Here is a 25,235-nt window from a genome sequence, read left to right as displayed (position 1 = left end):
AAGAGGTAATTATGGCAGACCGGTTTTCGAATATCGAGGAGGTAGGCAGGTTGTTGGAAGAGCACAGGGCAGTCCGGCTTTTGCGCAAAACGCATGCCCCGATGATTGCTGCATTCCTCTGGCGTGCCTTCCGCGAAGAACGCCGGCAGGCCTACGGCAGTCAGGAGCTCAACACGATGTTGTCTGATTTTCTGTTTGCCGCCAATGAAGGGGCAGAAGAGGGAGGGAAACCTTACCCACGGACTGCACGGGCGTACCTGGAAGAATGGACACAGGAAGGCTTCCTGCGGCAGTACTACGAGGTAGGTGCACCGGAGGCTACCTTCGAGCTCACCCCGGCTACGGAGCAAGCCCTGGTTTGGATGGCAGAACTCGACAAGCGCGAGTTTGTCGGCGCTGAATCCAGGCTGTTACAGCTCTTCAACATGTTGCAGGATTTGACCTATGGCAGCTCCACGGATGCACAGGCACGCCTTGATCAACTCCTGGCTCAGCGCCTGGAACTGGACCGGCAAATTATGGAATTGGAAGAAGGCGAAGTCAGCCGTCTTGACCCCACCCGCATGCGCGAACAGCTGGGGCTGATCGAAGAAACCGCAGCCAAGTTGCTGGCAGATTTCCGGCAGATTGAAGAGAACTTCCGGCAGCTCAATACCAAAGCGCGGGAAGAGCAGATCAACCGGCAGCACAGCCGGGGGCAGGTACTGGACGAGATTTTCTCTGCACAGGATGCCATCATGGAGACGGATCAGGGGAAGACCTTCACGGCTTTCTGGGCTTTTTTGATGGACCAGGAGCGGCAGGACCGCCTCGACCAAATGGCGGAGCAGCTGTTTGAGCAGCCGGAGCTGGAAGCCTACCGCGCCTACTCTGTACTTCCGCGCCTTAAAATCCTGCTGGTTGAGGCCGGCGAGCGGGTAGACCGGACCACGACCCGCCTCATAGAACAATTGCGCCGTTTTCTGGCCTCCCGTACTTTTTTGGAAAACCGCCGTGCCGGGCAGGTGATTGAAGAAATTGAGCAGTTGGCTCTACAGGTCAAAAGCCATCCGCCCCCTCAACGCTTCTTTAGCGATATCGCCGGGAAGCCTGCCGTGAACCTCGTGATGGAGCGCCGCCTTTTTCAACCTGCCGATGAGCTTCAGCTGGCAACTGATCAGCCAGTACCGGGCAATGCTATAAAGGTATTGGCAGAGGGGCTCTACAATCAACTCTACATCGATCCGGAGGAGCTGAAGGGGCGAATCCAAAAAATGCTGCGCGGCAAAAAGCAGGTGAGCCTTAAAGAAATAGTGGCGCATACGCCGGTAGAGAAAGGGTTGAGCGAGGTGGTTGCCTATTTCAGCCTGGCTACGCAGTGGGAGCTCAGGCAAAAAGCAGTAGTCAATACCAAACAGCAGGAAAAATTATTTTATGAAAGCGAGGGGCGTACCTATGCCGTAGAGCTGCCCCAAATCTTGTTTCTGAAATGAGTGAACCATCTGTAAAAGCCGAAATCCGTTCCCCGGCGGTCTATCTGCTGAAGGGCATCCTGTACCGGGAGCAGCACCTCGATGCCTGGAACCTCCTCCTGCGATACCGGGAGCGTCTGCGTACCTATTTTGAGGTGCTGGGGCTGGAATTGATCGTTGAGGAAGGGGATGGTTATGCCTATCTGCGCCAGCAACCGGAAGAAGAGGAGGCCGAACCACAGCCCCGCCTGATGACCCGCCGTCGGTTGAGTTATCACCAAACGCTACTCATTGTGCTTTTGCGTAAGCGCCTCCTTGAATTTGAGTCAGAAGGTAGCGAAGTCAGGTTGGTCTTGCGCTACAGCGATATCGCAGAAATGATGCGGCTGTACTGGGATGATACCACCGCCAATGAGCGCAAACAGGAAGATAAGCTCCGGGCCGACATCAAAAAAATGATCAACTTTGGCTTCCTGCAGACCGTGCGGGAAGAAGACCGCTACGAAGTGAGCCGTATCCTGAAAGCCTACGTCCCTATCGAAAAACTGAACGAAATCCTCGGGCAGCTCCAAGCCTACGCTGAAGCCCAAAAAGAATACTGATGCCAGCTCAACCTGAAACACAAATGCCCTCAGCCGGTTACCGCCTGCAACGCCTGGAAGTCCTCAACTGGGGAACCTTCGACAAGCACATTTGGGAAATCAGCCCCAACGGTCAGAATGCCTTGCTTACCGGCGATATTGGTTCCGGAAAATCTACGTTGGTAGATGCCATTACAACCTTACTGGTACCTCAGCAAAAGATCACCTACAACAAAGCTGCCGGAGCAGAAAGCCGGGAACGCAACCTCCTTAGCTACGTCCGGGGTGCTTATAAAAACGAAAAAGTCAATACGGCTAGTAAAGGGCGTGATGTGTACCTGCGGCCCGATAATAAACACCTGACCTTGCTGCTAGCGGTGTTTGCCAACGCGGCTCAAGACGCCTTCGCCACTCTGGCACAGGTGTACTGGATGCAGGACGACAGCGTCAAACGCTTCTATCTGCTGTCAGAGGAGGCTTTGCAGATCGACCCGGACTTCAGCAACTTCGGAACGGATATCCGGCAGCTCAAAAAACAACTGCGCAAGCAGCGGGGTGCAGAGCTGTTCAATAGCTTTAGTGCCTATGCCGACCGCTTCCGGCAGGTTTTTGGCATCCGGCAGCCCGAAGCACTGGACCTGTTTTACCAGACGGTATCTATGAAATCGGTCGGCAACCTCACCGAGTTCGTCCGGGAGCAGATGCTGGGGCAAACCAACATTCAGGAGGACATCAACGAGCTGGTGGCGAAGTATGCCGACCTCACTATGGCTCACCGGTTGGTGGCGCAGGCAAGGCAGCAGCGCGATCTCCTGCAGCCCATGATAGAAGAAGCGGATGAGCGGGAAAAGGTGCTCGAGCAAATCCATCGTCTGGAAGCGCTGCTGGATGAACTACCTGGCTATTTTGCGAAAGCTAAGCTTCAGGCGGCGATCCGCAGCATGGATCGTCTAAAACAAGACTGGGAAACCCTGGAGGCCGAAATTCTTGATTTGCAGCAGCAAGAGCAACAGTCACGGGAAGAGCTCGCCCGGCTGAAGGCAGCCCGCGACAACCTGAGTGTCAATCAGCAGTTGGCTCAAATTAAGCTGAAAATCAAAGAGCAAAGCGCAGAAAGTGAGCGCCGGCGAGCGCAAGCCCGTAAGTACGAAGATCAGCTTACTGAATTGGGCCAATTCCTGGCAGGCAGTCATGGGATTAGCTTAAGCATGCCAACAGCAGTGGCCGGCTTTGTGGAGCAGCAGCACCGCTTCGTAGCCCAACAAGAGCAAGCTTTGGCACAATTGGAGGAGCTGCAGGAAGCCCGCGACCCTTTAGCTGTCCGTATTGACAAGCACCGGGCGCGGCTGGAGGAGCTGGACAAGGAGCTACACTCCCTGCGGCAGCGGCCTACTCAAATCCCGCAGCGCAACCTAAAGCTCCGGCAAAAGCTGCTCACCGGGCTGAACCTGACGGAAGAAGACCTGCCTTTTGCCGGCGAACTCCTACAGGTGCTCCCGGAAGAGGCCCACTGGGAGGGAGCGATCGAGCGGCAACTGCGGGGCTTTGGCCTTAGCCTGCTGGTCCCTGACCAACACTATGAAGCCGTCAGCAATTTCTTGGACCGGAACCATCTCGGGGGCAAACTGGTGTACCTGCGCACTTTGCCACACCGGGGCAGCCAAAATAGTGAGCCGGATGCCAATTCGCTGGTACGGAAAGTACAGATCAAAACCGATACCCCGTTTTACGAATGGCTGGAAATGGAGTTGGCCAACCGGTATGATTACACCTGCTGCAATACGATGGCCGAGTTCCGCCGGGCTGCCCGCGCCCTTACACCGGGTGGCCAAAGCAAGGACAGCCGGGTGCGGCATACCAAAGACGACCGCTATGATGTGAACGACCGGCGGCAATATATTCTGGGCTGGAGCAACAAGCCGAAAATCAAGGCGCTGGAGGAAGAACAACGCGAGGTACAGGGCGAGCTATCAGGCGCACAGGCTGAGCAGAAGGTATTACGCAATACAGAACGGGCTTTGGACGAACAGCGGCGCATACTTGAGCGGCTACTGGAGTGCCCATCATTTGAATCCCTGGATTTTAAGCCGCTTGTCATCCGTATTGCTCAGCTGCAGGAAGAACAACAGCGCCTTGAATCGGGATCGGAAGAATTGAGGGATTTGCAGGCGAAAATCGTGGAGGCGGAAGCGCTCGAACGCAAGTTGCGCGCTCAGGTAGGCAAGCAGTACGAGCGTAAGGGCGTACAAAAGGATACGCTTTCCAAATTGCTGGGTTTAATCACGGCCTTTCTTCAGCAAACCGGGCTACCACCGCTCCCCATAAGCGCGGTGGGCAAAGAAGTGACGAATGAGGTGGCCGGCAGCGTGTTCAATGCCTGTAAAGAGATCACAATACCCGAACCGGAGCCCTCGGCCCAATTGCGAAAGCACCTGCCGGATCTGAGTGGGGCAGAGCCGGCAGAGGCATTGGCAAAAACCGAACAGCAGCTGAGGGATAAAATTGAAGGCAATAAGGGGATGATCCGCAAATTCCGCGATCAGGAAAGCCGGCTGGCGCAGCGCATCGTTCAAAAAATGACCACCTTCAAACAGCAATTCCCCGAAGAAGTAGTGGATGTGGATGCTGATATCCGGTCGGTGGGCGAATTCCGCGAGCGGTATGAGCGGCTGCAAAAGGATGACATCCCCCGGCATGAAGAACGCTTCCGGGAGCTGTTGCGCACCAAGACCATACAAAGCATCCTAATGTTCAAGTCCAAGCTCGATAACTTCGAGCAGGACATCAACCGTAAAATTAACGAAATCAATCAGCACCTGCGGGAGATTGACTACAACCCCGGGCGGTACATCAGTATCTCCAAAGAGCAGGTACATAGTGAAGACATCACTACGTTCAAACAGGATCTACGGGCCTGTCTGTCCAATACTTACGGTGATGTTGCAGACGAAGAGCTGTACACCGAAGAAAAATTTGAGCACGTCAAGCGGCTACTCGACCGCTTTGGTGGTCATACCGAAGAGGATAGCCGCTGGACGAAGAAGGTAACTGATGTAAGGCAATGGTACACCTTTGGTGCCGAAGAGCGCTACCGGGAGACCAATGAGCTGCATGAATATTTCAGTGACTCCTCCGGTAAATCCGGTGGGCAAAAGGAAAAACTGGCCTATACGATCCTAGCTTCCGCCATTGCCTTTCAGTTTGGGCTGGAATGGGGGCGCTCCCGGTCGAGATCCTTCCGCTTTGTCGTAATCGATGAGGCCTTCGGGCGTGGCTCGGATGAGAGTACGAGGTACGGGCTGCAGCTATTCGAGCGGCTCAATTTGCAGTTGCTTATCGTGACGCCTTTGCAAAAAATCAACGTCATCGAAAAGCATATCTCGACGGTGCACTACGTGTCCAACCCCACCGGGCAGTCGTCTATGGTGCGCAATATCAGTATTGCGGAATACCAGGCAGAGAAAGCAGCCCGGGAGAAAGCCGTTAATACTTCAAAGTCATGATTACCGAAAAAGCAGCCCTTCAGCAGCTGGAAAAGTGGTGGCCAAAGGTGTTGCGGGCCGGATTGGAGCAGGTAGATTACTTTCCGCGCTCCCTGAGCCGTATCGGCAAGCCCAAACCAAAGGAGTGGATAGAAAACTTTGATGAGGTACGCTCGAGTCAGGAACAATGGTTAAAGCGCAGCCGCCCCTACAAGCCTAAGGGCTGGAGCCTAAGCTGGGAAGAGCGGGATTACCGCAGCATTGGCCGCAACCGCTTTATCCACAGTATTTATGTGGCAACCCTTGAAGATTATTTGTACTTGCTGAAGCGCGAGCAGGCTTATGCTCAGGTCATGGCAGATGCCGCTATGATCGCCGGAGCAATCCCTGGTCTGCAGCTCTGGTGCATCGCTTCCCCCCTTGATGTGGAAAGCCATCACACCCAATGGAATGAGCTGTTAAAAGTAGTCCGTTACTTCATGGAGGAGCACAGGCCGGGGCAATATTACATCCGGGAGCTGCCCCTGGATATCCCCACCAAGTTTATTGAAACCCATAAACGGCTACTCATCAGCTTGCTGGATGAAGTGCTGCCGGGGTCCCGCATCAATGATCAATTTCGGGGTGTGCGCCATTTTGAACAGCGCTACGGGCTAAAATACCGGCAGCCGATGGTCCGCCTCAGGCTGATGGATGTCTCCCTGGCGGATCAGTATTTCTCCGGGGTACAGGATTTGGCGCTGCCCCTTGATGCACTTGCACAGCTGAAGTTGACAGTGCGTCGGGCCATTATTTTGGAAAACAAGACCAACTATACCAACCTGATGAATTTGCTAACGCTTCCTCAGGCAAAGGAGACGATTGGTATTTTCGGAAGTGGCTTTGGGGTGGGGGCGCTATCGGAAGTGGCCTGGCTATCAGAAGTTGAGCTGTTCTACTGGGGAGACATTGACGCACACGGTCTGCAAATCCTCTCCCGGTTGAGGGCCCACCATCCTCATGTCCGGCCTTTCCTGATGGATGAGCAGACGCTGAAGGTATTCGCGGAATACGTTCATTACGATGCCCCATACAGTCCGGCCGCGAACTTGCCAGGGCTTAATAATAAGGAGAAAGCCTTGTTTGAGGAGCTCAATGCCCGACGGATGAGGCTGGAGCAAGAGCATATTCCCCTGGACTATGTCAAACAGATACTTGAGGCGTTGTTTTAGACTATGTTGGGAATTCGCTTTTGGAGCGAATGTAGTCAAATTTTATTCTGAACAAGGCGGGATGAAGGAGCTTAGCCTGAGTTAAGCGACTGAAGAGCAACGAAGTTCAGGATAAAATTTGGCAAATGCAGCCCAAAGGGTGAAATCCCAACATAGTCTTAATGGTTCTACCCGGTTTTAAGACCACAGTGGTGGAATAATAATTGAGAATCATCTGCCAGGTTATTCTGCATTAATACCGGCTTCTGAAAAAACTGCTATTTTGAGCACCAGTAAATACACCAGGCTCATTATGGCAAAACGGAAAACGAAAAAGCTGTCATCAAAGACGGATAAGATCAAAACCAAGCCTTCCGGCTTTTGGCGCCGCTATGCGCTGCCCGGGCTGCTGTTATTCGCCCTGCCTTTTTTACTGTACGCCACTACGCGTACGTTCGGCTATGTCCTGGACGATGTCCTGGTGTTGTCTGAGAACAACTTCGTGAAAAAGGGACTGGACGGGATCGGCGATATTTTCACAACGGATAGTTTCACCGGCTACCTGGGCGAGCAACAAGAACTGGTAGCCGGCGCCCGCTACCGGCCTTTGTCTATTGCCACCTTTGCGGTGGAGTATGGATGGTACGGTTTGAATCCGGGCAACAGCCACCTGATCAATGTCCTTTTGTACAGTCTGACCGGGCTGCTGATCTTCCGGTTGCTGGCTATCCTGATCCCGGGGAAAAAAGGGCAGGCCTGGTACGAAAGGCTTCCGTTTTGGATTGCGCTGCTGTTTGTGCTCCACCCCATTCATACCGAGGTGGTTGCGAATATCAAGGGTCGGGATGAAATACTGGTGCTGCTGCTTTCCCTTAGCACGTTGTACTACAGCCTCCGCTATGCCAAACAACAGTCCTGGTTTGCGCTGCTGCTATCAGGCGGGCTCTTTTTACTGGCTCTACTAGCCAAGGAAAATGCCGTAACCTTCCTCGCGGTTATTCCGCTGAGTATCTACCTGTTTACCAAAGCTGAACTGAAAACCGTGGCCATTAGTGTGCTGCCGTTATTGCTCTCTTTTGGGCTCTATTTAGGGATCCGGATCAATGCAGTGGGGTATTTGTACAATCCGGATCTGGTGGTTTCGGGCATTATGAACGACCCTTTTATCGGGATTGGCTTTGCCGAAAAGTATGCCACGATCACTTACACCCTTGGGCAATACCTGAAGCTATTGGTTTTTCCGCACCCGCTCACGCACGATTACTACCCTTATCAGGTACCCATTCTCAGCTGGGGGGACTGGCGGGTCCTGGTTTCACTTGCCGCCAATCTGGCACTGTTGGTCTGGGGCATCCGGTCGTTCCGGAAGCGATCCATTCCAGCCTGGAGTATCCTGTTTTACTTTTCTACCCTGTCCATTGTGTCTAATATTGTCATTTCAGTGGGCGCTCCGATGAACGAGCGGTTTGTGTATGTTTCTTCCCTGGGTTTTTGTGTTTTATGGGCCTATCTGTTCCTCATCAAACTACCTGGCTGGCAAAGCCAATATTCATGGATCAAACAAGCAGGGCTGAGCATTTTAGTACTTACCGCCTTAGCCTACGCTGGCAAAACCTACGAACGACTCCCCGCCTGGAAAGACGCCATGAGCCTCAATCGGGCTGCAATTAAAGTGTCAACGAACAGTGCGCGGGCAAACAGTTATATGGCCTATTCCCTGTACCAGCGAGGTCTGCAAGAGCAGGGCGCTCAACAGTTGGCGACCTTCGAAGAGGCGCTCCCACTCGTGAACCGGGCGCTGGAAATCTATCCGGCATATTCTGATGCTTTGACTTGTAAGGGAGGTTTGCTTGGTGGGTTGTATCAGCAGAACAGGGACCTGGATAAGCTGTTGGAAGGGTTCTACGAGATACTAAGTGCCCGACATGTCAACTTCATTGATCAATACATGGTCTACCTGAATGGCCGGGAGGATGGACAGCGACTGGCGCGGTTTTACCATCGGGCGGGGTATGAATTAATGGCTAAGCAGCAGAAGCAATATGCTTTGGCGCTGCAGTACCTGAATTACGGGCTAGAGGTAAGCTCGGACAATGTGACCCTTCTTGAAGATTTGGCAGAAGTTCATGCGCTGGCTGGCAATACCGGGCAGGCACAACAGATGGCGCGGCGGGCATTGCAGCTCAATCCGCAGTCTGAACGGGCGGGGGCCATTGCTCAGTAAGGATCTAAGGCTTCTTCTGGCCTACGCTGTCGCTAAAAGCCAAAGGTTTTTGCCTGTTCTCTTTCATAAAAAAGGGCAGCACGGGCTTTTAAGTGCTGAGAAGTTGAGTTGTAAATATCCTTTAAAGAACATCAGCTATGCAGATAAATCAGCATGTCAGAATGGTGCCGGTTGTGAAAGCAGCCCTTCGTAATCAACAACCCATAGTCGCCCTCGAATCCACCATCATCTCCCACGGTATGCCCTACCCGAAAAATGTAGAAACCGCCCTGCGCGTGGAAGCAGCCGTGCGGGAAAGCGGTGCAGTGCCCGCGACCATAGCGGTCATCGGCGGGCAGTTGCGGGCCGGGCTTTCCGAAGCAGAGATTGAATATTTGGGCAAAAAGGGGACGGCCGTGGCTAAAGTCAGCCGCAGGGATTTGCCGGTGCTGGTCGCGCGGAAAGGAGATGGTGCGACCACCGTAGCCGCCACCATGATCATCGCAGCGCTGGCGGGCATCCGCGTATTTGCCACCGGTGGCATAGGGGGGGTGCACCGGGGGGCGGAAAGAACGATGGATATCTCCGCCGACCTTCAGGAACTGGCCCGGACGGATGTAGCAGTGATCTGTGCCGGTGCCAAGTCCATCCTCGATTTGCGCCTGACGCTGGAATACCTGGAAACCATGGGCGTGCCGGTGCTGGGTTTTCAAACGGATGAATTGCCGGCTTTTTACACCCGTACAAGTGGTTTGCCGGTTGATTACCGGATGGAAACGGCATCGGAAATTGCGAAGGTATTACACGCCAAATGGCAGCTCGGGCTACATGGCGGTGCCGTTATTGCCAATCCCATCCCGGAGGCCTTTGCCATGCCGCAGGAGGAGATGGACCGGGTCATTGAGCAGGCTATCATGGATGCTGAGCGGCAGGCTATCGTTGGTAAAGCGCTGACGCCCTTTTTACTCTCCCGCATCGAGCAGTTAACCCAGGGAGATAGCCTGGAAGCTAATATTGAGCTGGTGCTGAATAATGCGCGTTTGGCGGGGGCGGTGAGTGGCGCGCTGGGTAGCTTGTCCGGATAAATGCACCCTGTATTTTTCAGAAACTGTCTTACCAGAATGGGGAATTTAACAATGTTTATTAGCTTTAAGCAAATATTAAGTTGAATACACTTATCTGAAACTCCATCCACCCGGCTGACTAAATCCTTAACGGTCTAAACCCAAGATTATGAATAGTAGGAAAATACTGCTGTTGGCAGCAGTGATAGTATGGTTTTGTGGTCCTGTGTGGGGGCAGGTGGATAGTTTAAGGCAAGTTGCCGAAATAGCTGTGGATAAAGAGTATGGAACCCTTACCGAAAGAGAAACAAGGCTTATTATCAGTTTTGCTGACACACTACTGAGTTTAAATAACCAACAGGCTCTTGATTTTGTCGAGAAGGTTATTCCTCATACTCAGGCGGTTGATGATAATGGGGTTAGTGAAATGCGGGCAATAATAGTCTATGCAAGTGGGTTGATAGCGGCGAATGAGCTGGATAGCTGTATTTTGATTTTAAAGCGATCAATTGCCAGGTTCGAAAAACCAGATGAGGAAAAATCATACCTTGATCTAATTGGAAACCTGTATCAGTACCTGGGCTTTGCGTACAGAGATAAAAGCGATTTTGTAAAGGCATCTGAAAGTTTTAACACCGCAGCTAAATACTTCGGTAAAAGCAATAACCAAAAGAATCAGATGTCATCGAAATATAATCAGGCCAATTTGTTGACCCGGCTGGAGAATTATAGAAGGGCTGAGAAGAGTTATAAGGAGTTGCTCGATATTACCGACAATCCGGTAGTTCATGGCGTAGTATTTTCCAGCTTGGGGATCTTGAATATGAAGCAGGGGAGACATTCAGAGGCTTTAGATTTTTTACTGAAGAGCAAAGCGCTGATTGATTATGCCAGTGAGCCCGAACTTACTTATCTGAACCTGGGTATTGCTTATATGAAACTTGAGCGTCATCAGTTGGCGGAGGACGCATTGGCGCAAGCAGCAGCAATCTGTAAGGAGCGGGGGTTAAAAAGGAGTTTTTTACTGGTCTGGAATAACTTTGTTAAGCTGTATTACAGATCGGGTGACCTCGGCCGGGCGCGGGAATTTCTGGATTTGGCAGAAGATCAGGTTGCCCCTTCCAACCTGACGGAGCAGGCTGTGATTTACGAGATGAAAGCTAAAATTTATGAAGAAGAGAAAGACTGGGAGAATGCGCTGGCTTTTTTGAAGCTGAAGCAAATTTATATGGACAGTATTGAGTCCATGGAAAAGCTTGAAGCGATAACTGAAATCGAAACTAAATACCAAACCGAAAAAAAAGAACTCGAAATTCAAACCCTACAGCGTAAAAAAGAACTACAAGCCCAAATCAACCGCAATCAGCGTCTAGGGCTGGGCGGGTTGAGTCTGGGGCTGATTATCCTGACCGGGTTATCGGCCTTTCTGTACCGGCAGCGGCAGCGAATCCAAGCCCAGAAATTCGAGATCGAGCTCCTCCACGGCGAGCAGCGCCACCGCATGATGAACAACCTTGTCTTCGCCAACAGCCTGATGAGCCTGCAGGTCCGCCGCCTTGAAGAGCAGCCCGAGGCGCAACAGGCCGTCAGGGAGGCCGAAGGGCGCCTTAACGCCATGTCGGCCCTGCACCGCCGCCTGCACCACGATGGGGAAGGGCAGAAAAGCATTGCCATACATGACTATCTTCAGGAAGTGACTCATGCCCTGCAGCGCAGCTTCAGCAGTCCGGAGCACCCTGTCGCTATTCAACTGCACTGCCCGGAGCAGGAGCAGGTAGACGGGGATGCGGCCATGCGCATTGGCCTCATCGTCAACGAGCTGGCGACCAACTCCTGCAAGCACGCCTTTGCCGAACAGCCGAACCCTGAAATTAATGTAGAGTTGCAGCCCGAAACAGAAGGGCATTACCGCCTCATCTACACCGACAACGGCAGTGGCCTGCCCGCCGACTTCCAGGTGGACACTAAACAGTCAATGGGCCTGTTCCTGATCCACAACCTGGTCAAACAGCTCAACGGGCGCATTGCCTTTTCCGGTGAGAAAGGCACCCGCGTGGAGTGTGAACTTAATTTAAAAGCCGCATAAAAAACCCTTTGCCAAAATGAAAGCCGCAAGTATTTTACTCGTCGAAGACGACCTCATTATCGCCGCCAGTCTGCAGGAGCAACTGGAGCAACAGGGCTATCGCATCACCGGCCACGCCACCAACAGCGATGAGGCTATGGCGCTCTTCCAAAAAGAGCGCCCCGATATCGCCCTGCTGGACATCGAGCTTAATGGCAGCAAGCTCGACGGCATTGAACTCTCCATCGCCCTGCACAGCATTTCCCCCCTGCCCATCCTTTTCCTCAGTAGCCACGACAAGCGCGAGTTTGTAGAGCGGGCCAAGCAGGCGCCAATGGTGCAGTACGTCCTCAAATCTGCCCCCATTGAGCAGCTTTTGATTGCATTGGATACGGCCTTTGCCACCTTCTACAGCCGCCGTCCCGCCGTTGTGGCATCTATACCGGCTTCCTCCGGCAGCGGCTGCGCCCTGTACGCCGCCCAGGATTTCTTCTTCGTCCGGCAGGACTACCGCCACGTGCGCGTGGAAGTCGCCGACATCCGCTGGATAGAAGCCAAGGAACACGCCGTGAAAATCGTGACCGACGCCAAAGCCATTGCCTTCTCCGTCCGCCTTAACAGTTTTCTGGAGCAGGTACCTCATCCCGCCCTAATGCGCACTCACCGCTCCTGGGCCGTCAATACCCGTCATGTAGTGGCCTACCACCGCGGCCGCGTGATGGTTCGCTACCGGGAGGCTACACAGGAAATCCCGCTGAGCGACAAGTGGCGGGAGTCGTTTTTGAGCGGGCTGCCTAATTTGCGGGCGGATTGAAACTTTGCCAAAAAAAAGTATTTTTACAAAACAACAATAGACATTATGAATATCGGTTGTATAGAGGATAGACGCCGCAATTTTTTGTCCTGTCAAGGCGAGAAACGTAGGCATAGCCGGGGCTACGGCGAGGCTTCTCAACGCGGAGAGGGCGAAAAAGGGCAAGTCTATACCTATATCAATTGGTGTTCATAATGTCTAATATCCTGATCATGGAATCTTACCGCTTAGACCGGCAGGCATTTAGTGTTCAATCCTTTGAGGAAGCATCAAAGCAGCGTGATTATTGGATGCAAAAAACAGCTATGGAGCGGCTTGCGGCTGCCTGGTACCTGGTTTGTACCGCTTACCAGTTAGATTACCACGGTCAACACCGGTTGGATCGTACAGCCTTCAGTATAAGAACACGTTCAGATGGCTAATATCTTCAATCGGGATTTCCAGGATTTCATCCAGGCGCTCAATCAAAGTCAGGTAGACTACATCCTTGTTGGAGGCTATGCTGTGATCCTCCATGGATATGCTAGAACAACCGGAGACATGGATATTTGGGTGAAAGCGGTTGGCAGTAATTACCAAAAGCTATCAAGGGCATTCGAAGTATTTGGGATGTCCGTTTTTGACATGACCGAAGCGCGGTTCCTGAATACTAGCGAGAATGAGGTATTTAGTTTTGGCCGGCCTCCTGTCTCAATTGATATTATCACCAAAATCAAAGGTTTAGAGTTTGATGAAGCGCTGGCATCTGCTGAATGGTTTGACATTGAAGGCGATTTCCGGGTCAGAGTGTTAAACCTTAATAGTTTGATAGCCGCCAAAAAGGCATCCGGTCGTAATAAGGACTTGGATGATATAGAAAACCTGCAAGCATAAGTAGCGCTCCGCACCGTCCTGATGCACACCCACCGCTCCTGGGCCGTCAATACCCGTCATGTAGTGGCCTACCACCGCGGCCGCGTGATGGTCCGCTACCGGGAGGGTACACAGGAAATCCCGCTGAGCGACAAGTGGCGGGAGTCGTTTTTGAGCGGGCTGCCTAATTTGCGGGCGGATTAGTGGGGAAGGATTGGGGGTTGGTGGGGATAGAGTGAAGGTTATTGTAAATGGTGCCATTTTACAGGATACCCAAAAGTCGGGAAGGTAAAATAAAAGGATCAATTTTATAAGCTAAAACATTGACTCATGAAAACCTCCATCATCAAAGTCTACAACGCCCGCTACGGTAAGTGGGAGCAAAACGCCAAAGTCGTGCTGTTCTGGAATGGTCTGCTCAACTCCGGCTTCAGCAAAGCGGTATACACCAATGCACAGGGCGTTGCCGAAGTGCAGCATGCCTCTACCGGTATGGCAGATGTGCATGTGAATGGCAAGTTCAGGGACAAGCTGCGTACGCCGGGGGCGATTACGATCACGATATGAATGGATAACCTTTGCACCGCTGAAATGACAAATATGCCTTTTAATATTCGGAGATAAGAACCTTAGCAACCATGCAACCCCAAATCTACACCACCCTTGTAAGCATCTTCCTGCTCACCTGTTCGGGCCTCACCGCCCAGCAAGCCCAGCTACAGCCCCCCGGCAACCTTAGCGTTTGCGAAGATCAGACCTTCCAATACACCATCACCGGCGGCACCAACGGGCTGCAAGATGCCACCCTGACGCTTGGGCTACCCTGCGGTATCACCTATCAGGCCGGCAGCATTAGCGGCGGCACCGAGGAAGCGATTGGCAACCTGTCGGAGCCCGTCTTTACCTTGCCGGAAGTGCCTGCGGGCGACACCCTCAGCCTCACCTTGCAAGCCGATGTCAGCTGTCAGGCATTGTCCTGTATTGATGCGGGGGAGCTGTTCTTCATTACCGCAGAACTGGAACACGCCAATGGCAGTCAGGGCTTCGCCTCCGACCCCTTCAATGTGGAGACGGCCAACCTGCTCATCACCAACGGCGAAAACCTGTACTGGCAGGGTACGCTCAACGGTGTGGTATTCCGTACCCTCACCGTCCGCAATACCCGGCCGGGCAGAGTCTCAAGTTTTGAATTTTTGGATACCCACGTCAGCAGCATCGCGGTGAGCAGCAACGATGGGGAGACCCTTGTCGAAAACGCGGACACCCTGCTCCTGCGCTTCGGCCCGCAGGACTTTGCTCAAATTGGCAATGGCGACGGCTGGTTTGACTTCAACGAACAAATCACCATCACCGAGCGCGTACAAGTGGTAGACTGTGCGTATGAAACCCGGGATGCCCTCTCGGAGCTTTGGGTGCGCTGGGGCTGCGGGGGCAGCTTCTGTCAGTCGCGGCGGGCGAATGCGAAGGTGGAGATTGTGGATGTGGTGGAAAATGGAGATGTATTAGGTTTTCTGGAAATCGTGGAGGAGCCGACCTGTTTTGATGGCGGTACAGCAGCGCAAACCCTTCGCGTACGGCGCAATAACCAATCCACCGGTCTAATGGATTTTGTGCTCAACATCCGACAGCCGGGCGAGGGACGGGGTATTTTGCTGGGCAGCCTGAATAGTCCCTTTCTGGATTCTGTCGTCTACCACGAGCCTTTGCTGAATACCTGTGGGGATAGTGTAGCCCATGCCGTTACTTTGCACTTTATCAATCCTTTGGCACCACCAAGTTTCGGTTCGCAATTTGACATCACATGGACGACCAGTATTTGTGAGCCCGGACAGTGCAATTCTGCGGCTTCTAACTGGACCTACGATTACGAATACATCAAGGAATGTGCAGCGCCGGATGATCGCTTCGTTGACGGGGAGGGAGAGGCTGGAAGCGGTGATCCTTTGATTACCGGAGCCCTTTCCATAAGCGGCGTTTTGCAGAATAACAACCCGGTAGACATCGTCTATGAGATTAATAACATCGACCTTGACGATGTGGCAGGTGAGCTAAGGGTGCAGTTGGCCTTCCCGGCTTTTTTGGTGCTGCAGTCTACTGATTTTGCCCTGGAGGGTGTTTTGCCGGTCAGCGAGACTGTAATTACGGATACCATTAATGTCGTAGAGCTGGTTTATCCCCTACCTATTGCATCAGGGGCTCCGTATACGCTTGAGGTACCTACCGTTTTGGACTGTAGCGTTGCATCAGATTTATTATGCCTGCCCGGAATTCTCTCAGACTGTGCAGAGTCTTGTCCTATTGGGACTGGTAAGCTTTATGGGTTATTGGCAGAAGCGGTAGTGGTGGCAGACGAGAACTGCAGCAACATCGGGCAATTGCGCACCTGTAGTGATATACTTGTGCCCCTGCCTTGCTATGAAGGTATCTGTTATGATACGCTGGCCGGCTACCTCGATTATACTTTTGAGGCCCTCCGCACAACCTTGGGCTGGCCGGATAAGGATGGCGATGGGCAACCCGATGAAGATGGGCTCTACGATTTTAGCCAAATGCGTCTGGACTACCTTGCACCCGGGGATACTTTCGAACTGCGCGTCGATGGTGTAGTGCAAACAGACGTACCCGGTACGGAGCTGGAGTACTTTACGCTGGAAGTCGGCCACAAAGGGTTTGAAGTGAGGAACATTGGGACCGGAAACAGTCTGCTCACTGGCCCAACGGTCAACCACATGATAGGTGAGCAAAAAAAGATTGCCGAATTAAGCAATACCCTCCTCCTTTTTGATGCCTCCGAATCGGTGTGGTATGAGGTCAATGGCCTCGACCGTATTTTCTGGTCTCCCCGTGATGTCTTTTTGTACGACCTTTCTGTTCCTGTATTACGGACATTGAATCCCGCCATACCGCAAGGGTTTAAATATGCAGCGGGCGACTCTGTCAAAATGGTGGTGCAGCAGCGGGTAGATGCTAATTTAAATTTGGTTGGAAGTAATATTTCTTCACCAAGCTCTTCCCCATTATATCCTTTTTCGTCAATACGTTTTGCCTTCGACTACGATACCCGTACGTACTTTGACCATAGCCCTATCGATGCAACCCGCATCCTGCCCACTTGTAACTGCCAGTCGCAGCGGGTGGAAATTGCGAATGTAACATTACGGGACCAGCCAGGTGGAGGTGGAGCCCGTAGTGGCAACTGTCAGGTCGCGTCACCTGCCTCTGTCGCACGTAGTCTTCGCTCAACCCTCTCTTTCCCTTTTCCTGGTGAAATCAAACCTTTTCACCGGGCCGCTCAGTTCCGGGTGCCCAAGGTGGCAGGCATAGTGGTTGATTCCCTGGAGTTAAGGCAACACAATACGCCTCCTGTATTCTTACTTCCCTATGATTCTGCAGAATATGTGCTTTTTGATGTGCCAGAGACGTTCCCTTTTGTTGGTGTGAATAGTAATTATCACTTTCAGCTATCGCTGCACCGCCATTTTACCGCTTGTATAGCGGAATGGCCTTCTCAGAATGGTCGCTTGCCTGTTGAAGCCAGGCTGGAACGGACCCCGATTGGCACTCGGTTCTTCCCAGCTTCTTACACATTAGCGGTGAGCTTGGTTGGGCCACTTTATGATGCCATCGACATTTGTGACCTGCCACTCCTTCAATCCACTGTTACCTCCTTCGCTGCAGATTTCGAATTAGAGGTTCCCTTCGTAGTCAGAGCGGGCAACAATACTTTTCTCCCCTACGACAACCTCTACCTCCGCCCCGTCTACCCGGCCTCCGTCTTCGACTCCATCCAAGTCGTCAATGCAGAGACCGGGGAAGTGTACCCCGAAGTCAACGGCATCTTCCAGCTCGGCTCCGTAGTCACGCCGGATACGCTAAACCTGCTGCTCCGCGGCCGCTCCAGCAGCTGCGGCACCGAGACCATCCGCCTCGACTACGGCTTCGACTGCTCGCCCTTTACCGACCCAGCGCAGACGCCCTGTGCCCTGGAAAGCGAAACCCTGACCATCGACTTCCCGCCCGGGCTCATCGATTTGCAGGCGGAATCAGAAAACCTCAGCGCGGACCTCTGCGATACCATGCCCCGTACGCAGGCGCTGCTGTTTAATGCAGGGCTGGGCGCGGTCTACGAGTTGCAGGCGGAGGTCACCCTGCCGGTGGGCATGGATATACTGCCGGGCTCCTGTGCAGTGGAGTACCCGGCGGGGAGTGGGCAAACTTCCCCATTGCCTGACCCCGAGCTGCTACAGGGGCGCACCTTTATCTGGGATTTTGCAACGGTCTGGTCACTCATTCAGGAACAGGGGCTGTCTGGCGTCAACAGTACGCCGGGCAATAGCTTCTACCTGCAGTTTGATACCGAGACCAACTGCGATTTCATCTCCGGTACCCGCATTATTTACCGTATGCGGGCGGAGCAGACTTGTAAAGAGCCCACCAATACCGTAGCCAAGGTCACCGGGCGCTACCAAATCGAAGGGGTGGAGCCGCCCTATGCCTCCAATCTCAACGTCAACTTCTCGGGCAGCCTCAACTGTGGGGATACGCTGGCGCTGAATGCCACTTTCCAGTACCCTGCCAATACGGATGCCAACCTCTACGTCACCCTCCCGGTGGGCATGGCCTATGTGCCGGGCTCCACAGCAGGCAATACCGACCACCCGGAGCCTGCTTTTCAGGACGGGCAGCTCAAGTGGACCATCAACAGCCCTTCATCGGATGTCACGCTGTCCTTCAGCATCGTAGCGGAGGAGGGCATCGAATGCGCCGTGCCCGTCCTAAGCCACTTCACCACCACCAAGGTGCCCGCCATTTGCGTAAGCGAAGGACAGCCCTGCGAGATCGAGGTAGTCACGGGTGATGCCAACCTGCCGCTTTCGGTGGACAAGGCGGCCTATGAAATAACCGACATCTCTGCCACGGCACCTTCCAGCATCTCCAATGACTTACAGCTGGAGGCCACCATTACCAATACCGCTGACCCCAACGGACTGCCCCTTCAGGCGGCCCTTTACCTCGACCTCGACGGGGATGGCGCACTGAGCCTGCCGGATTCAATGCTGCAAATGCTGACATTGAACGGGATCGATCAGGCCGGCGGCAGCACACAGTTGAGCGCCTTCCTTCCTAATCTGCCCCGTCAATACTGGTGCCGGCTCTTGCTGGTCCTCGAAGCGGAGGCCAACTGCGCCTGTCAGACGCTGACGGTCCCCATTTCAGGGGTGCCGGTCATCAAGCCCACGACCGTCAGCCTGTGCTGGGACCAATCCGCTGAGCTGGGCGTCGACCCGCTGACGGGCTATACCTATCAATGGTCAGATGCTGATGGGTTGAGCTGTACCCAATGCCCGCAAACGGTTTTCTTCCCACCGGAAACGACTAGTAACCAGGTACTCTATACCTTCGAATTGCAGGAGACAGTCGGTAATTGCACCATCAGCCACCCCTTTGAGGTTACGGTTAATCCGGAGCCCTTCATATTTTCTGAAAACATCACGATTTGTCAGGGCGATACGGCTTCGCTCATCGCTTCTTTGGGCGAGGCCTTCGCCTGGTCGGGCCCGAATCTGGTCATCGACGATGAGCAGGCCGCTCTTGCCGCCCCTGACAACTCCGCGGTATACACCGTCAGCATTACGGATAATCTGGGGTGCATGGGTATGGATTCTGTGATGGTCGAGGTGCTCCCTGCCCCGGCCCTGCAGGCCGATCCGGCACAAAGCTTCTGTTTTGGACCGCCGGCGCAGTTGCAGGTCAGCGCGGAGCCCGGCACGGCCTACGACTGGGTCAATGCTGATGACCGCCTGAGCGATATTTACAGTCTGAGCCCGGTGGTGGAAGTGCAGGAGGATTATACCTTTCAGCTGCAGGCCGATAACGGGGCCTGCACCCGGCTGCTTGCCGTATCCGTGGATTTCTTCGAGGCTTTTGAAATCGGGGGCGTACCGGACACTTTGCAAGCCTGCCTGGGCGACACCCTTTCCGTAAACCTTACCGGTGGGGTGCAGTATGATTGGTCCGGGGCTGAAGAGGTGATCTGCGCAGGCAGCAACTGCGCGGAAGTGAGCATCCCGGTACCATTTAGCGAAAGCAGCTTCCTGATTGCTGCCACCGATAGTGCTCAATGTGAAGCAGAGCGTCTGCTCACTGTGCAGAGCCAAACCGATACCATTCTGCCAACGCAAACCGAAAGCATCTGCACGGGCGACAGCATCAATATCTTTGGGGCCTGGGTCAGTGCCGCCGGGCTGTACTGCGATACCACGCCTACGGTTGGTTCCTGCGTCCGGGTGGAATGTCTGGACCTGGAACTGCGGCCTACCTGGTCCACCGATGAAAGCGCCGCCATCTGCCAGGGCGAGACCTACGACTTCTACGGTACCGTACTAACCGAGCCAGGCCTGTACACAGAGCCCCTCACCACCAGCAACGGCTGCGACAGCCTCATTACGCTCGACCTGAGTGTGCTGCCTGCCGTTTCTGAAAGCCTCCAATCCACCATTTGCCAAAACGATACCCTCTTCTTCAACGGGCAGCCCCTGACCGAGCCCGGCACTTATTTGGCCGATTATCAGACCACTTTAGGGTGCGATAGTATCGTGGAGCTCGAGCTTACTGTGCTGCCGGAGTTTGAAACTGAGCTGGCCGAAGTGATTTGTGAGGGCGAGTCCTATCTGTTTAACGGACAGGAGGTAAGTACACCGGGCACCTATGAAGCCGAACTGCAATCCCAGGCCGGCTGTGATTCCCTGGTGGTGCTGCAGCTGTCGGTGGAAGCCCTTTCAGAGTCCTTTTTCGATAGCACCCTATGCCTGGGCGAAGTGCTGGATATAGGCGGAGCGACTTTTGAATCCGCGGGCGACTACACCCTGCAGCTCACCGATGCCAACGGCTGCGACTCCACGGTCTACCTGATGCTGGATTACTACCCGCCGCCCCTGTACGAGGTGGAGGCTGCGCCCGACTTTGGCTACGGAGACGGAAGCCTGTCTCTTATCCTGGCGGACAGTACACACACCCTGATCTGGGAAGACGGTAGCACCACTCCGGAGCGCAATAACCTGCAGGCGGGCTTTTACTACGCCAGTATTGAAGACGAATGGGGCTGTGTGGCGGAGATCGAGGCAGAAGTCCCGGGCGGTGAACTCCTGCTGGCTATGCCCAATACCTTTACACCCAATGGCGATGGGACAAACGATTTCTTCAATGTAGTAGGCAATGCCGAAGCGCGGGTGGCCGCCTTCCGCATTTTCAACCGCTGGGGGCAGCAGGTGTACGACAACGAAAATCCTGCTCAGGGCTGGGACGGCACTGCTAATGGGCAGCCGCAGCCTACGGAGGTCTACTACTATCAAATTGAGGTACAAACGCCAGACGGAGTGTGGACAAGGCAAGGTGATGTGACGTTGGTGCGGTAAGGGGGATTTTTACTACCCCCACGTCACCTCCGCCCCCGGCAGCACATCATAGCAGCCCCGGCTACGCCGCACGAACAGCTTACGGTTATACGGGTCATCCCGGTCCACCTCATGTTTAGAGAGGATACTGTTGACATACTGCCGCTTTCGGCGGTAGTCGGGTAGCAGGGACGGCGGCATTTCTTCAATAAACTGCATGAAGTCGTCCATCAGCAGGCAGCGCCTGGGCAGAGGGTCATTGGGCGCAAATACATCAAGGCGTATAGCGTTGAGCACATTGTAGAGGAAGAACGCCATACTCTTGTGGTTGATGATGTACAAGCGGCCATCATAGCGGCACTGACCGGCAGAGGGGGCAAGCTTAGGGTACCAGGTTTCCAGCAAAAACTTATTGAGCTGCCGACGGTCGTAGCCCAAAATCAGATGCTGCAGAGCCGTGCGCCCCAGGTTGTCTTGCCGGTTGCGGTCTGCATCCTGATCCAGGAAGTAATATAGCATATCGATTTTGCCGTATTGCGCAGCAATCATCAGCCCGGTCATGCCCTCTGTAGCATCAGGGATATCCACTCCGAATTTACCGATGAGGCGCTCTGCTTTTTTCCGGTTGTTGTTGCGGACATGGCCCGCCAATTGCTGCTGCGCCTTCTTGTATTCGCCCAGGTATTGCTTGGCGGGCCCATAGTTCAACGCTTCGTGCAGCCGCTGTACCAACCCAATACGGTGCCGGGTGCGGGCAAACAAAAAGAGGCGCTCCACATCCTTATCAGTATGGCTGACTTCCGGGTCGAAAATCCGCTCTTCCAACAACTCCGCTTCGTCTGACCCCACAAACTCAATCCCGCGCAGGCGGGCCCGTATCGCTTCTGCCTGCTCAAACTTGCCCTGTAGCTCCAAACGGCGGGCTTCTTCCAGCCATTCTTCCTCATCGCTGGCCTGCTGCTCAATCTTGACTTCCTCTTCTGTTTCCATCACACCGAGGAGCTGCAGCAGTTCGTTCTTGGTTTTGGTTTCTACAATATGTACGTTCTGTACAGCCCGGGTGAAAGCCACATATAGGGAATTGATGTAGAATTTGTAAGCTTCCTGGTCTTTATTGGTTTTGTCCTTAGCACGGGAGTACTGCAGATTTTCGTCTAAAAGGTCCGCTTCGGTTACGCCTTTCGCGATGGTGCGGAATTCGCTGTCGTGATCACTGATAAAGTTGACCAGAATAATATTCTCGTACTCCAGCCCTTTGGCCTCCTGAATGGTAAACACAAGGGGTGTTTTGAAATCCTTCGCGACTTGTGCTTTCTGTAGCTTGTCCAGTACCAGTACGGCAAATTTTGCGGAGTCCTGCGTACGTTTGTTGAGCTCCTTGCGTACCTTGGCACTGTCTGGATAAAAGTGAATCTTCCCTTCCGTATCGGCCACGGTATTGATCAGGTAGGTACTCTCTTTGTCAATAGACCCAAAGCGGGCGTTTTTGATCTTGAGTAGGTCGTTGGACAGCTTGGTCACCTGCCGGGAGTTGCGGTAGTTGGTTTTGAGAATGCGCAGCGCACTGCCTTTCAGGTCCTGATTGAAGAACAAGCTTTTTATCTTTGACCAGGAGAAAAAGTTGGGGTGCACAATCTGATTGGCATCCCCGCTGAGCAAAAAGTTGCCGGGCGTCTTCAGCGCTTTCAAAATCAGCAGCAACTGAATATTGGTAACATCCTGCACCTCATCTACAATGATGAAGTCGTACTTCGGGGCTACCTGATCCATGTACTGGTAAGCGACCATGTTGCTGTCGTAGTAGTCATTTTCTTTCAGGAAGCGCAGGTAGCGTTCAAAGAGGTCGTAAACCTTACCACGCTCATTGCCCAGGAAAATAGACTGCTTGACGCCCAATTCCTCATAACGCTTCCGGCTGAGGTAAGGCGCATCCGTAACGGAGCCGGTCAGTACGCCCTTAAACTCTTCAAAAAGCTTGTAAGGCTCCTTGAATTTAAAACGTTGCCGGGGCCCGCGCTCGTACCAACGTTCAAAGCTGCGGTAATCCAGTTCCCTGCCTTCGGGGATTTGTATCCCTTCCAGGTATTCCCGGAAAGAGAGGAAGTCAATTTCCTGCTTTTGGTTCTCGTACCCGAATGATTCGTAAATGCGCTGCGCATTTTCCACCAGGTAAGGCGAGAGCGATACATAGGCAACGTTACCAGGATAGCCTTTCATCTTTTCCAGGGTGAGCGCGGTCTTGCCACTGCCTGCCGAGCCGATGATAATGAGGGGAGCAGGCAGGTTGTAAATTTCTTCCTGATCGCGATCTAAAGAAATGACCTTATCCAGTAAATGGAACCGTTTGCTCGCTTGGTTAATATACCGTATCGGCTCTACGGTATCCTCTTCGACATCCCCCGGGCCCGCGACCTCACTAAAATGGTTCTCTTTAACAGAAGCGCCTCTCAGAAATCGGGATTTGTCGTACTCGTGGTTAGGGATAACCTCCAGAAGCAGGATATAGGTCTCCCCCTGATGCTTCGCAAATTTGAACAACAGCCGGTTCTCACGGTCGAGTTTAGCCCGAAAGTAGCCCAGGTGCTTCATTTTTTTGACCTCCGCCGATTTGAAGTCGCCGGCGCGCAGCATCTGCTCCACCTTTTTTAATTTACTGCTCATCCCTTTGGCAGAAAATTCGTTATACCTTAATAATTCCATGTAGGAGTGGGTCTGTTTTTGAAAAACGATGAAGTTGATTAAGAGCGTGTTGGGATTTCGGTCTTCTAGTCTGAAACGAGCATTTTTTTGGTTAGACGAGGTGCGGAAGCCGGAGTTTAGCCTGAGCTAAATAAGGATTTCCGGGACGAAGTATAAGCAGACCGATTACTAAAGTCCCAACAAGCTCTAAATCGCTTCACAGCCAAATAAAACCAAAAAATTGATATTAAATGGCAGAAATCAACCTTAACTTTGTAAAAAAAATATAGAGCGATGCCTAATGCTCACATGCCGCCCGATTTCCTGCAGCCCTGCCTGTTTAGCATTGAAGAAGCCGTGCTGAAGGTCTATAAAGATCACCCAAGGCTGGAAGATAAAGACATCGAGGTAGTCTATGAACAGCTGCAGCGATTTTTCAAAAAGCTCGCCGGAGGTGCAGAGCTGGAGGAGCCTCATTCTACGATTACCCGCAAGCAGGCCCTGATTGAGTCGATTCTCCTGGCACTTGCTGTCCGTGAAGAGTTTGGAGCAGATGAGCATTTGCTCCAAAATGACCAATATACCCTGGGAGGCAGAACCATTCCGTATCTGGAAATACTTTACGCCACTGCTTTAACTTACCTGCAACGCTCCGCCCGCTTTTGGCGTAAGGAAAGAGGGAAAAGAGGCTACCTCAGTTTTATTGCTCAGCAAGTACCGGGAGAGGAGCTGTAGGCGTGCTACTCCAATGCTCCCAAAACCTCCTGTGCCTGCCCGTAAAATGTTGTCCCCGCTTCGATCTGCTCCAGTACGCTGCGGGCCGCCTCCTTATCGCCTTCTTTCAAATAGCTCAGTGCTGTATACCACTGCGCATAATCTGAAAGGCCAGGGGCTTTGGTGGCCACGATGGCAAACAAAAGACGGGCATTGGTCAGTTGCCCGGTCTCCATCCTGGAAATGCCGAGGTACAGACGGGCTTGCTGATCATTAGGAAAAGCCTGCAGATAGTCTTCCAGCTGTTCAACAGCTTCGGTGTAGTCACCGGTGTTGAAGGTTTGCTCGGTGGCGGCCCAATTCGTGGTAGCTGTGCCCTTTTCGGAAAGGGCCAGTGGCGGAAACTCGGCGTACTGTTGGTATAAATCCGGCTGAACAAAAACGGGCCAAAGCACGAAGAGCAGAATCGCCGCTGCTGCTGCGGTAGCAGCCCACCCTATCCATCGGATCCGGGCCTTCGGGCGGGAAGAAGGGGCTTCCGCAAAGAAATCCGCTCCGGTTTGTTCCATTTGGGCCTTGAGGGCAGCTCTGTCCTTTTGGTGGCTAAGGAGAAAAGCCATGTCCCGCTGCAGGTCCACTTGCCTGCGGAGCTCCGGGTCGCGGTTCAGTTCCTCTTCAAAAGCCTGTTGATCTGCTGCACTCAGCTGGTCGCTCAAATACTCATCTATGCGTTTGGACTCCTCCAT

Annotated in this window: 16 protein-coding genes; 14 read left to right on the top strand and 2 right to left on the bottom strand. The window is 53.2% G+C overall.

Annotated features, from left to right (window positions below; genetic code table 11):
* Positions 1–11 precede the first annotated feature (11 nt).
* The 13 genes from RIC19_RS03695 (at position 12) to RIC19_RS03635 (ending at position 21,117) form a co-directional block, all read left to right on the top strand.
* A complete protein-coding gene (locus RIC19_RS03695) occupies positions 12–1,472 on the top strand; it encodes a DUF3375 domain-containing protein (RefSeq protein WP_350176939.1) in 1,461 nt (486 codons plus the stop codon).
* Positions 1,469–2,053, top strand: a complete 585-nt coding sequence (locus tag RIC19_RS03690) for a DUF4194 domain-containing protein (protein ID WP_350176938.1) — start codon at positions 1,469–1,471, stop codon at positions 2,051–2,053. The genes RIC19_RS03695 and RIC19_RS03690 overlap by 4 nt, the downstream gene beginning before the upstream one ends.
* The gene (locus tag RIC19_RS03685; RefSeq protein ID WP_350176937.1) at positions 2,053–5,535 is read left to right on the top strand and encodes an ATP-binding protein; all 3,483 of its coding nucleotides are present in this window, start codon (positions 2,053–2,055) and stop codon (positions 5,533–5,535) included. Before RIC19_RS03690 ends, RIC19_RS03685 begins: the two co-directional genes overlap by 1 nt.
* Complete coding sequence (locus RIC19_RS03680) at positions 5,532–6,725, top strand: Wadjet anti-phage system protein JetD domain-containing protein (RefSeq protein WP_350176936.1); 1,194 nt, start codon at positions 5,532–5,534, stop codon at positions 6,723–6,725. The genes RIC19_RS03685 and RIC19_RS03680 overlap by 4 nt, the downstream gene beginning before the upstream one ends.
* A 292-nt stretch (positions 6,726–7,017) precedes the next feature.
* Positions 7,018–8,928: a tetratricopeptide repeat protein gene (locus RIC19_RS03675; protein ID WP_350176935.1), complete on the top strand. Its 1,911-nt coding sequence runs from the start codon at positions 7,018–7,020 to the stop codon at positions 8,926–8,928.
* Positions 8,929–9,065: 137 nt separating this feature from the next.
* The gene (locus RIC19_RS03670) at positions 9,066–9,992 is read left to right on the top strand and encodes a pseudouridine-5'-phosphate glycosidase (protein ID WP_350176934.1); all 927 of its coding nucleotides are present in this window, start codon (positions 9,066–9,068) and stop codon (positions 9,990–9,992) included.
* A gap of 658 nt (positions 9,993–10,650) precedes the next feature.
* Entirely contained in the window at positions 10,651–12,057 is a 1,407-nt protein-coding gene (locus RIC19_RS03665; RefSeq protein WP_350176933.1) for a tetratricopeptide repeat-containing sensor histidine kinase, read from the top strand.
* Positions 12,058–12,073: 16 nt separating this feature from the next.
* The gene (locus tag RIC19_RS03660; protein ID WP_350176932.1) at positions 12,074–12,850 is read left to right on the top strand and encodes a LytR/AlgR family response regulator transcription factor; all 777 of its coding nucleotides are present in this window, start codon (positions 12,074–12,076) and stop codon (positions 12,848–12,850) included.
* Between the two features lie 194 nt (positions 12,851–13,044).
* Complete coding sequence (locus tag RIC19_RS03655) at positions 13,045–13,272, top strand: hypothetical protein (protein ID WP_350176931.1); 228 nt, start codon at positions 13,045–13,047, stop codon at positions 13,270–13,272.
* On the top strand, positions 13,265–13,723 hold the full coding sequence (locus RIC19_RS03650; protein ID WP_350176930.1) for a nucleotidyltransferase: 459 nt from the start codon (positions 13,265–13,267) through the stop codon (positions 13,721–13,723). Before RIC19_RS03655 ends, RIC19_RS03650 begins: the two co-directional genes overlap by 8 nt.
* 21 nt (positions 13,724–13,744) lie before the next feature.
* The gene (locus RIC19_RS03645; protein ID WP_350176929.1) at positions 13,745–13,906 is read left to right on the top strand and encodes a hypothetical protein; all 162 of its coding nucleotides are present in this window, start codon (positions 13,745–13,747) and stop codon (positions 13,904–13,906) included.
* A gap of 126 nt (positions 13,907–14,032) precedes the next feature.
* Positions 14,033–14,269, top strand: a complete 237-nt coding sequence (locus tag RIC19_RS03640) for a hypothetical protein (RefSeq protein WP_350176928.1) — start codon at positions 14,033–14,035, stop codon at positions 14,267–14,269.
* Between the two features lie 71 nt (positions 14,270–14,340).
* The gene (locus RIC19_RS03635) at positions 14,341–21,117 is read left to right on the top strand and encodes a T9SS type B sorting domain-containing protein (RefSeq protein WP_350176927.1); all 6,777 of its coding nucleotides are present in this window, start codon (positions 14,341–14,343) and stop codon (positions 21,115–21,117) included.
* Positions 21,118–21,129: 12 nt separating this feature from the next.
* Here the strand turns inward: RIC19_RS03635 and RIC19_RS03630 are convergent, their stop codons facing one another.
* A complete protein-coding gene (locus RIC19_RS03630) occupies positions 21,130–23,796 on the bottom strand; it encodes a UvrD-helicase domain-containing protein (RefSeq protein ID WP_350176926.1) in 2,667 nt (888 codons plus the stop codon).
* A 273-nt stretch (positions 23,797–24,069) separates the two neighbouring features.
* Here RIC19_RS03630 and RIC19_RS03625 point away from each other — a divergent pair, with 273 nt between their 5' ends.
* Positions 24,070–24,510 (top strand): hypothetical protein, encoded by a 441-nt coding sequence (locus RIC19_RS03625; protein WP_350176925.1) that lies wholly within the window; start codon positions 24,070–24,072, stop codon positions 24,508–24,510.
* A gap of 5 nt (positions 24,511–24,515) precedes the next feature.
* Here the strand turns inward: RIC19_RS03625 and RIC19_RS03620 are convergent, their stop codons facing one another.
* A complete protein-coding gene (locus RIC19_RS03620; protein ID WP_350176924.1) occupies positions 24,516–25,235 on the bottom strand; it encodes a tetratricopeptide repeat protein in 720 nt (239 codons plus the stop codon).

It is taken from the genome of Phaeodactylibacter sp., from assembly GCF_040219495.1.
In the GTDB taxonomy this organism is placed as follows: Bacteria; Bacteroidota; Bacteroidia; order Chitinophagales; family Saprospiraceae; genus Phaeodactylibacter.
The sequence above is the reverse complement of the archived record's forward strand: the minus strand, read 5'-3'. Positions and strand labels throughout refer to the sequence as shown.

Bases quoted from the DNA above. Each gene is read 5' to 3' on its own strand.
- RIC19_RS03635 (WP_350176927.1), top strand. From the start codon at position 14,341: ATGCAACCCCAAATCTACACCACCCTTGTAAGCATCTTCCTGCTCACC.
- RIC19_RS03680 (WP_350176936.1), top strand. From the start codon at position 5,532: ATGATTACCGAAAAAGCAGCCCTTCAGCAGCTGGAAAAGTGGTGGCCA.
- RIC19_RS03660 (WP_350176932.1), top strand. From the start codon at position 12,074: ATGAAAGCCGCAAGTATTTTACTCGTCGAAGACGACCTCATTATCGCC.
- RIC19_RS03695 (WP_350176939.1), top strand. From the start codon at position 12: ATGGCAGACCGGTTTTCGAATATCGAGGAGGTAGGCAGGTTGTTGGAA.
- RIC19_RS03685 (WP_350176937.1), top strand. From the start codon at position 2,053: ATGCCAGCTCAACCTGAAACACAAATGCCCTCAGCCGGTTACCGCCTG.
- RIC19_RS03655 (WP_350176931.1), top strand. From the start codon at position 13,045: ATGTCTAATATCCTGATCATGGAATCTTACCGCTTAGACCGGCAGGCA.
- RIC19_RS03670 (WP_350176934.1), top strand. From the start codon at position 9,066: ATGCAGATAAATCAGCATGTCAGAATGGTGCCGGTTGTGAAAGCAGCC.
- RIC19_RS03645 (WP_350176929.1), top strand. From the start codon at position 13,745: ATGCACACCCACCGCTCCTGGGCCGTCAATACCCGTCATGTAGTGGCC.
- RIC19_RS03675 (WP_350176935.1), top strand. From the start codon at position 7,018: ATGGCAAAACGGAAAACGAAAAAGCTGTCATCAAAGACGGATAAGATC.
- RIC19_RS03650 (WP_350176930.1), top strand. From the start codon at position 13,265: ATGGCTAATATCTTCAATCGGGATTTCCAGGATTTCATCCAGGCGCTC.
- RIC19_RS03640 (WP_350176928.1), top strand. From the start codon at position 14,033: ATGAAAACCTCCATCATCAAAGTCTACAACGCCCGCTACGGTAAGTGG.
- RIC19_RS03630 (WP_350176926.1), bottom strand. From the start codon at position 23,796: ATGGAATTATTAAGGTATAACGAATTTTCTGCCAAAGGGATGAGCAGT.
- RIC19_RS03620 (WP_350176924.1), bottom strand. From the start codon at position 25,235: ATGGAGGAGTCCAAACGCATAGATGAGTATTTGAGCGACCAGCTGAGT.
- RIC19_RS03625 (WP_350176925.1), top strand. From the start codon at position 24,070: ATGCCTAATGCTCACATGCCGCCCGATTTCCTGCAGCCCTGCCTGTTT.
- RIC19_RS03665 (WP_350176933.1), top strand. From the start codon at position 10,651: ATGTCATCGAAATATAATCAGGCCAATTTGTTGACCCGGCTGGAGAAT.
- RIC19_RS03690 (WP_350176938.1), top strand. From the start codon at position 1,469: ATGAGTGAACCATCTGTAAAAGCCGAAATCCGTTCCCCGGCGGTCTAT.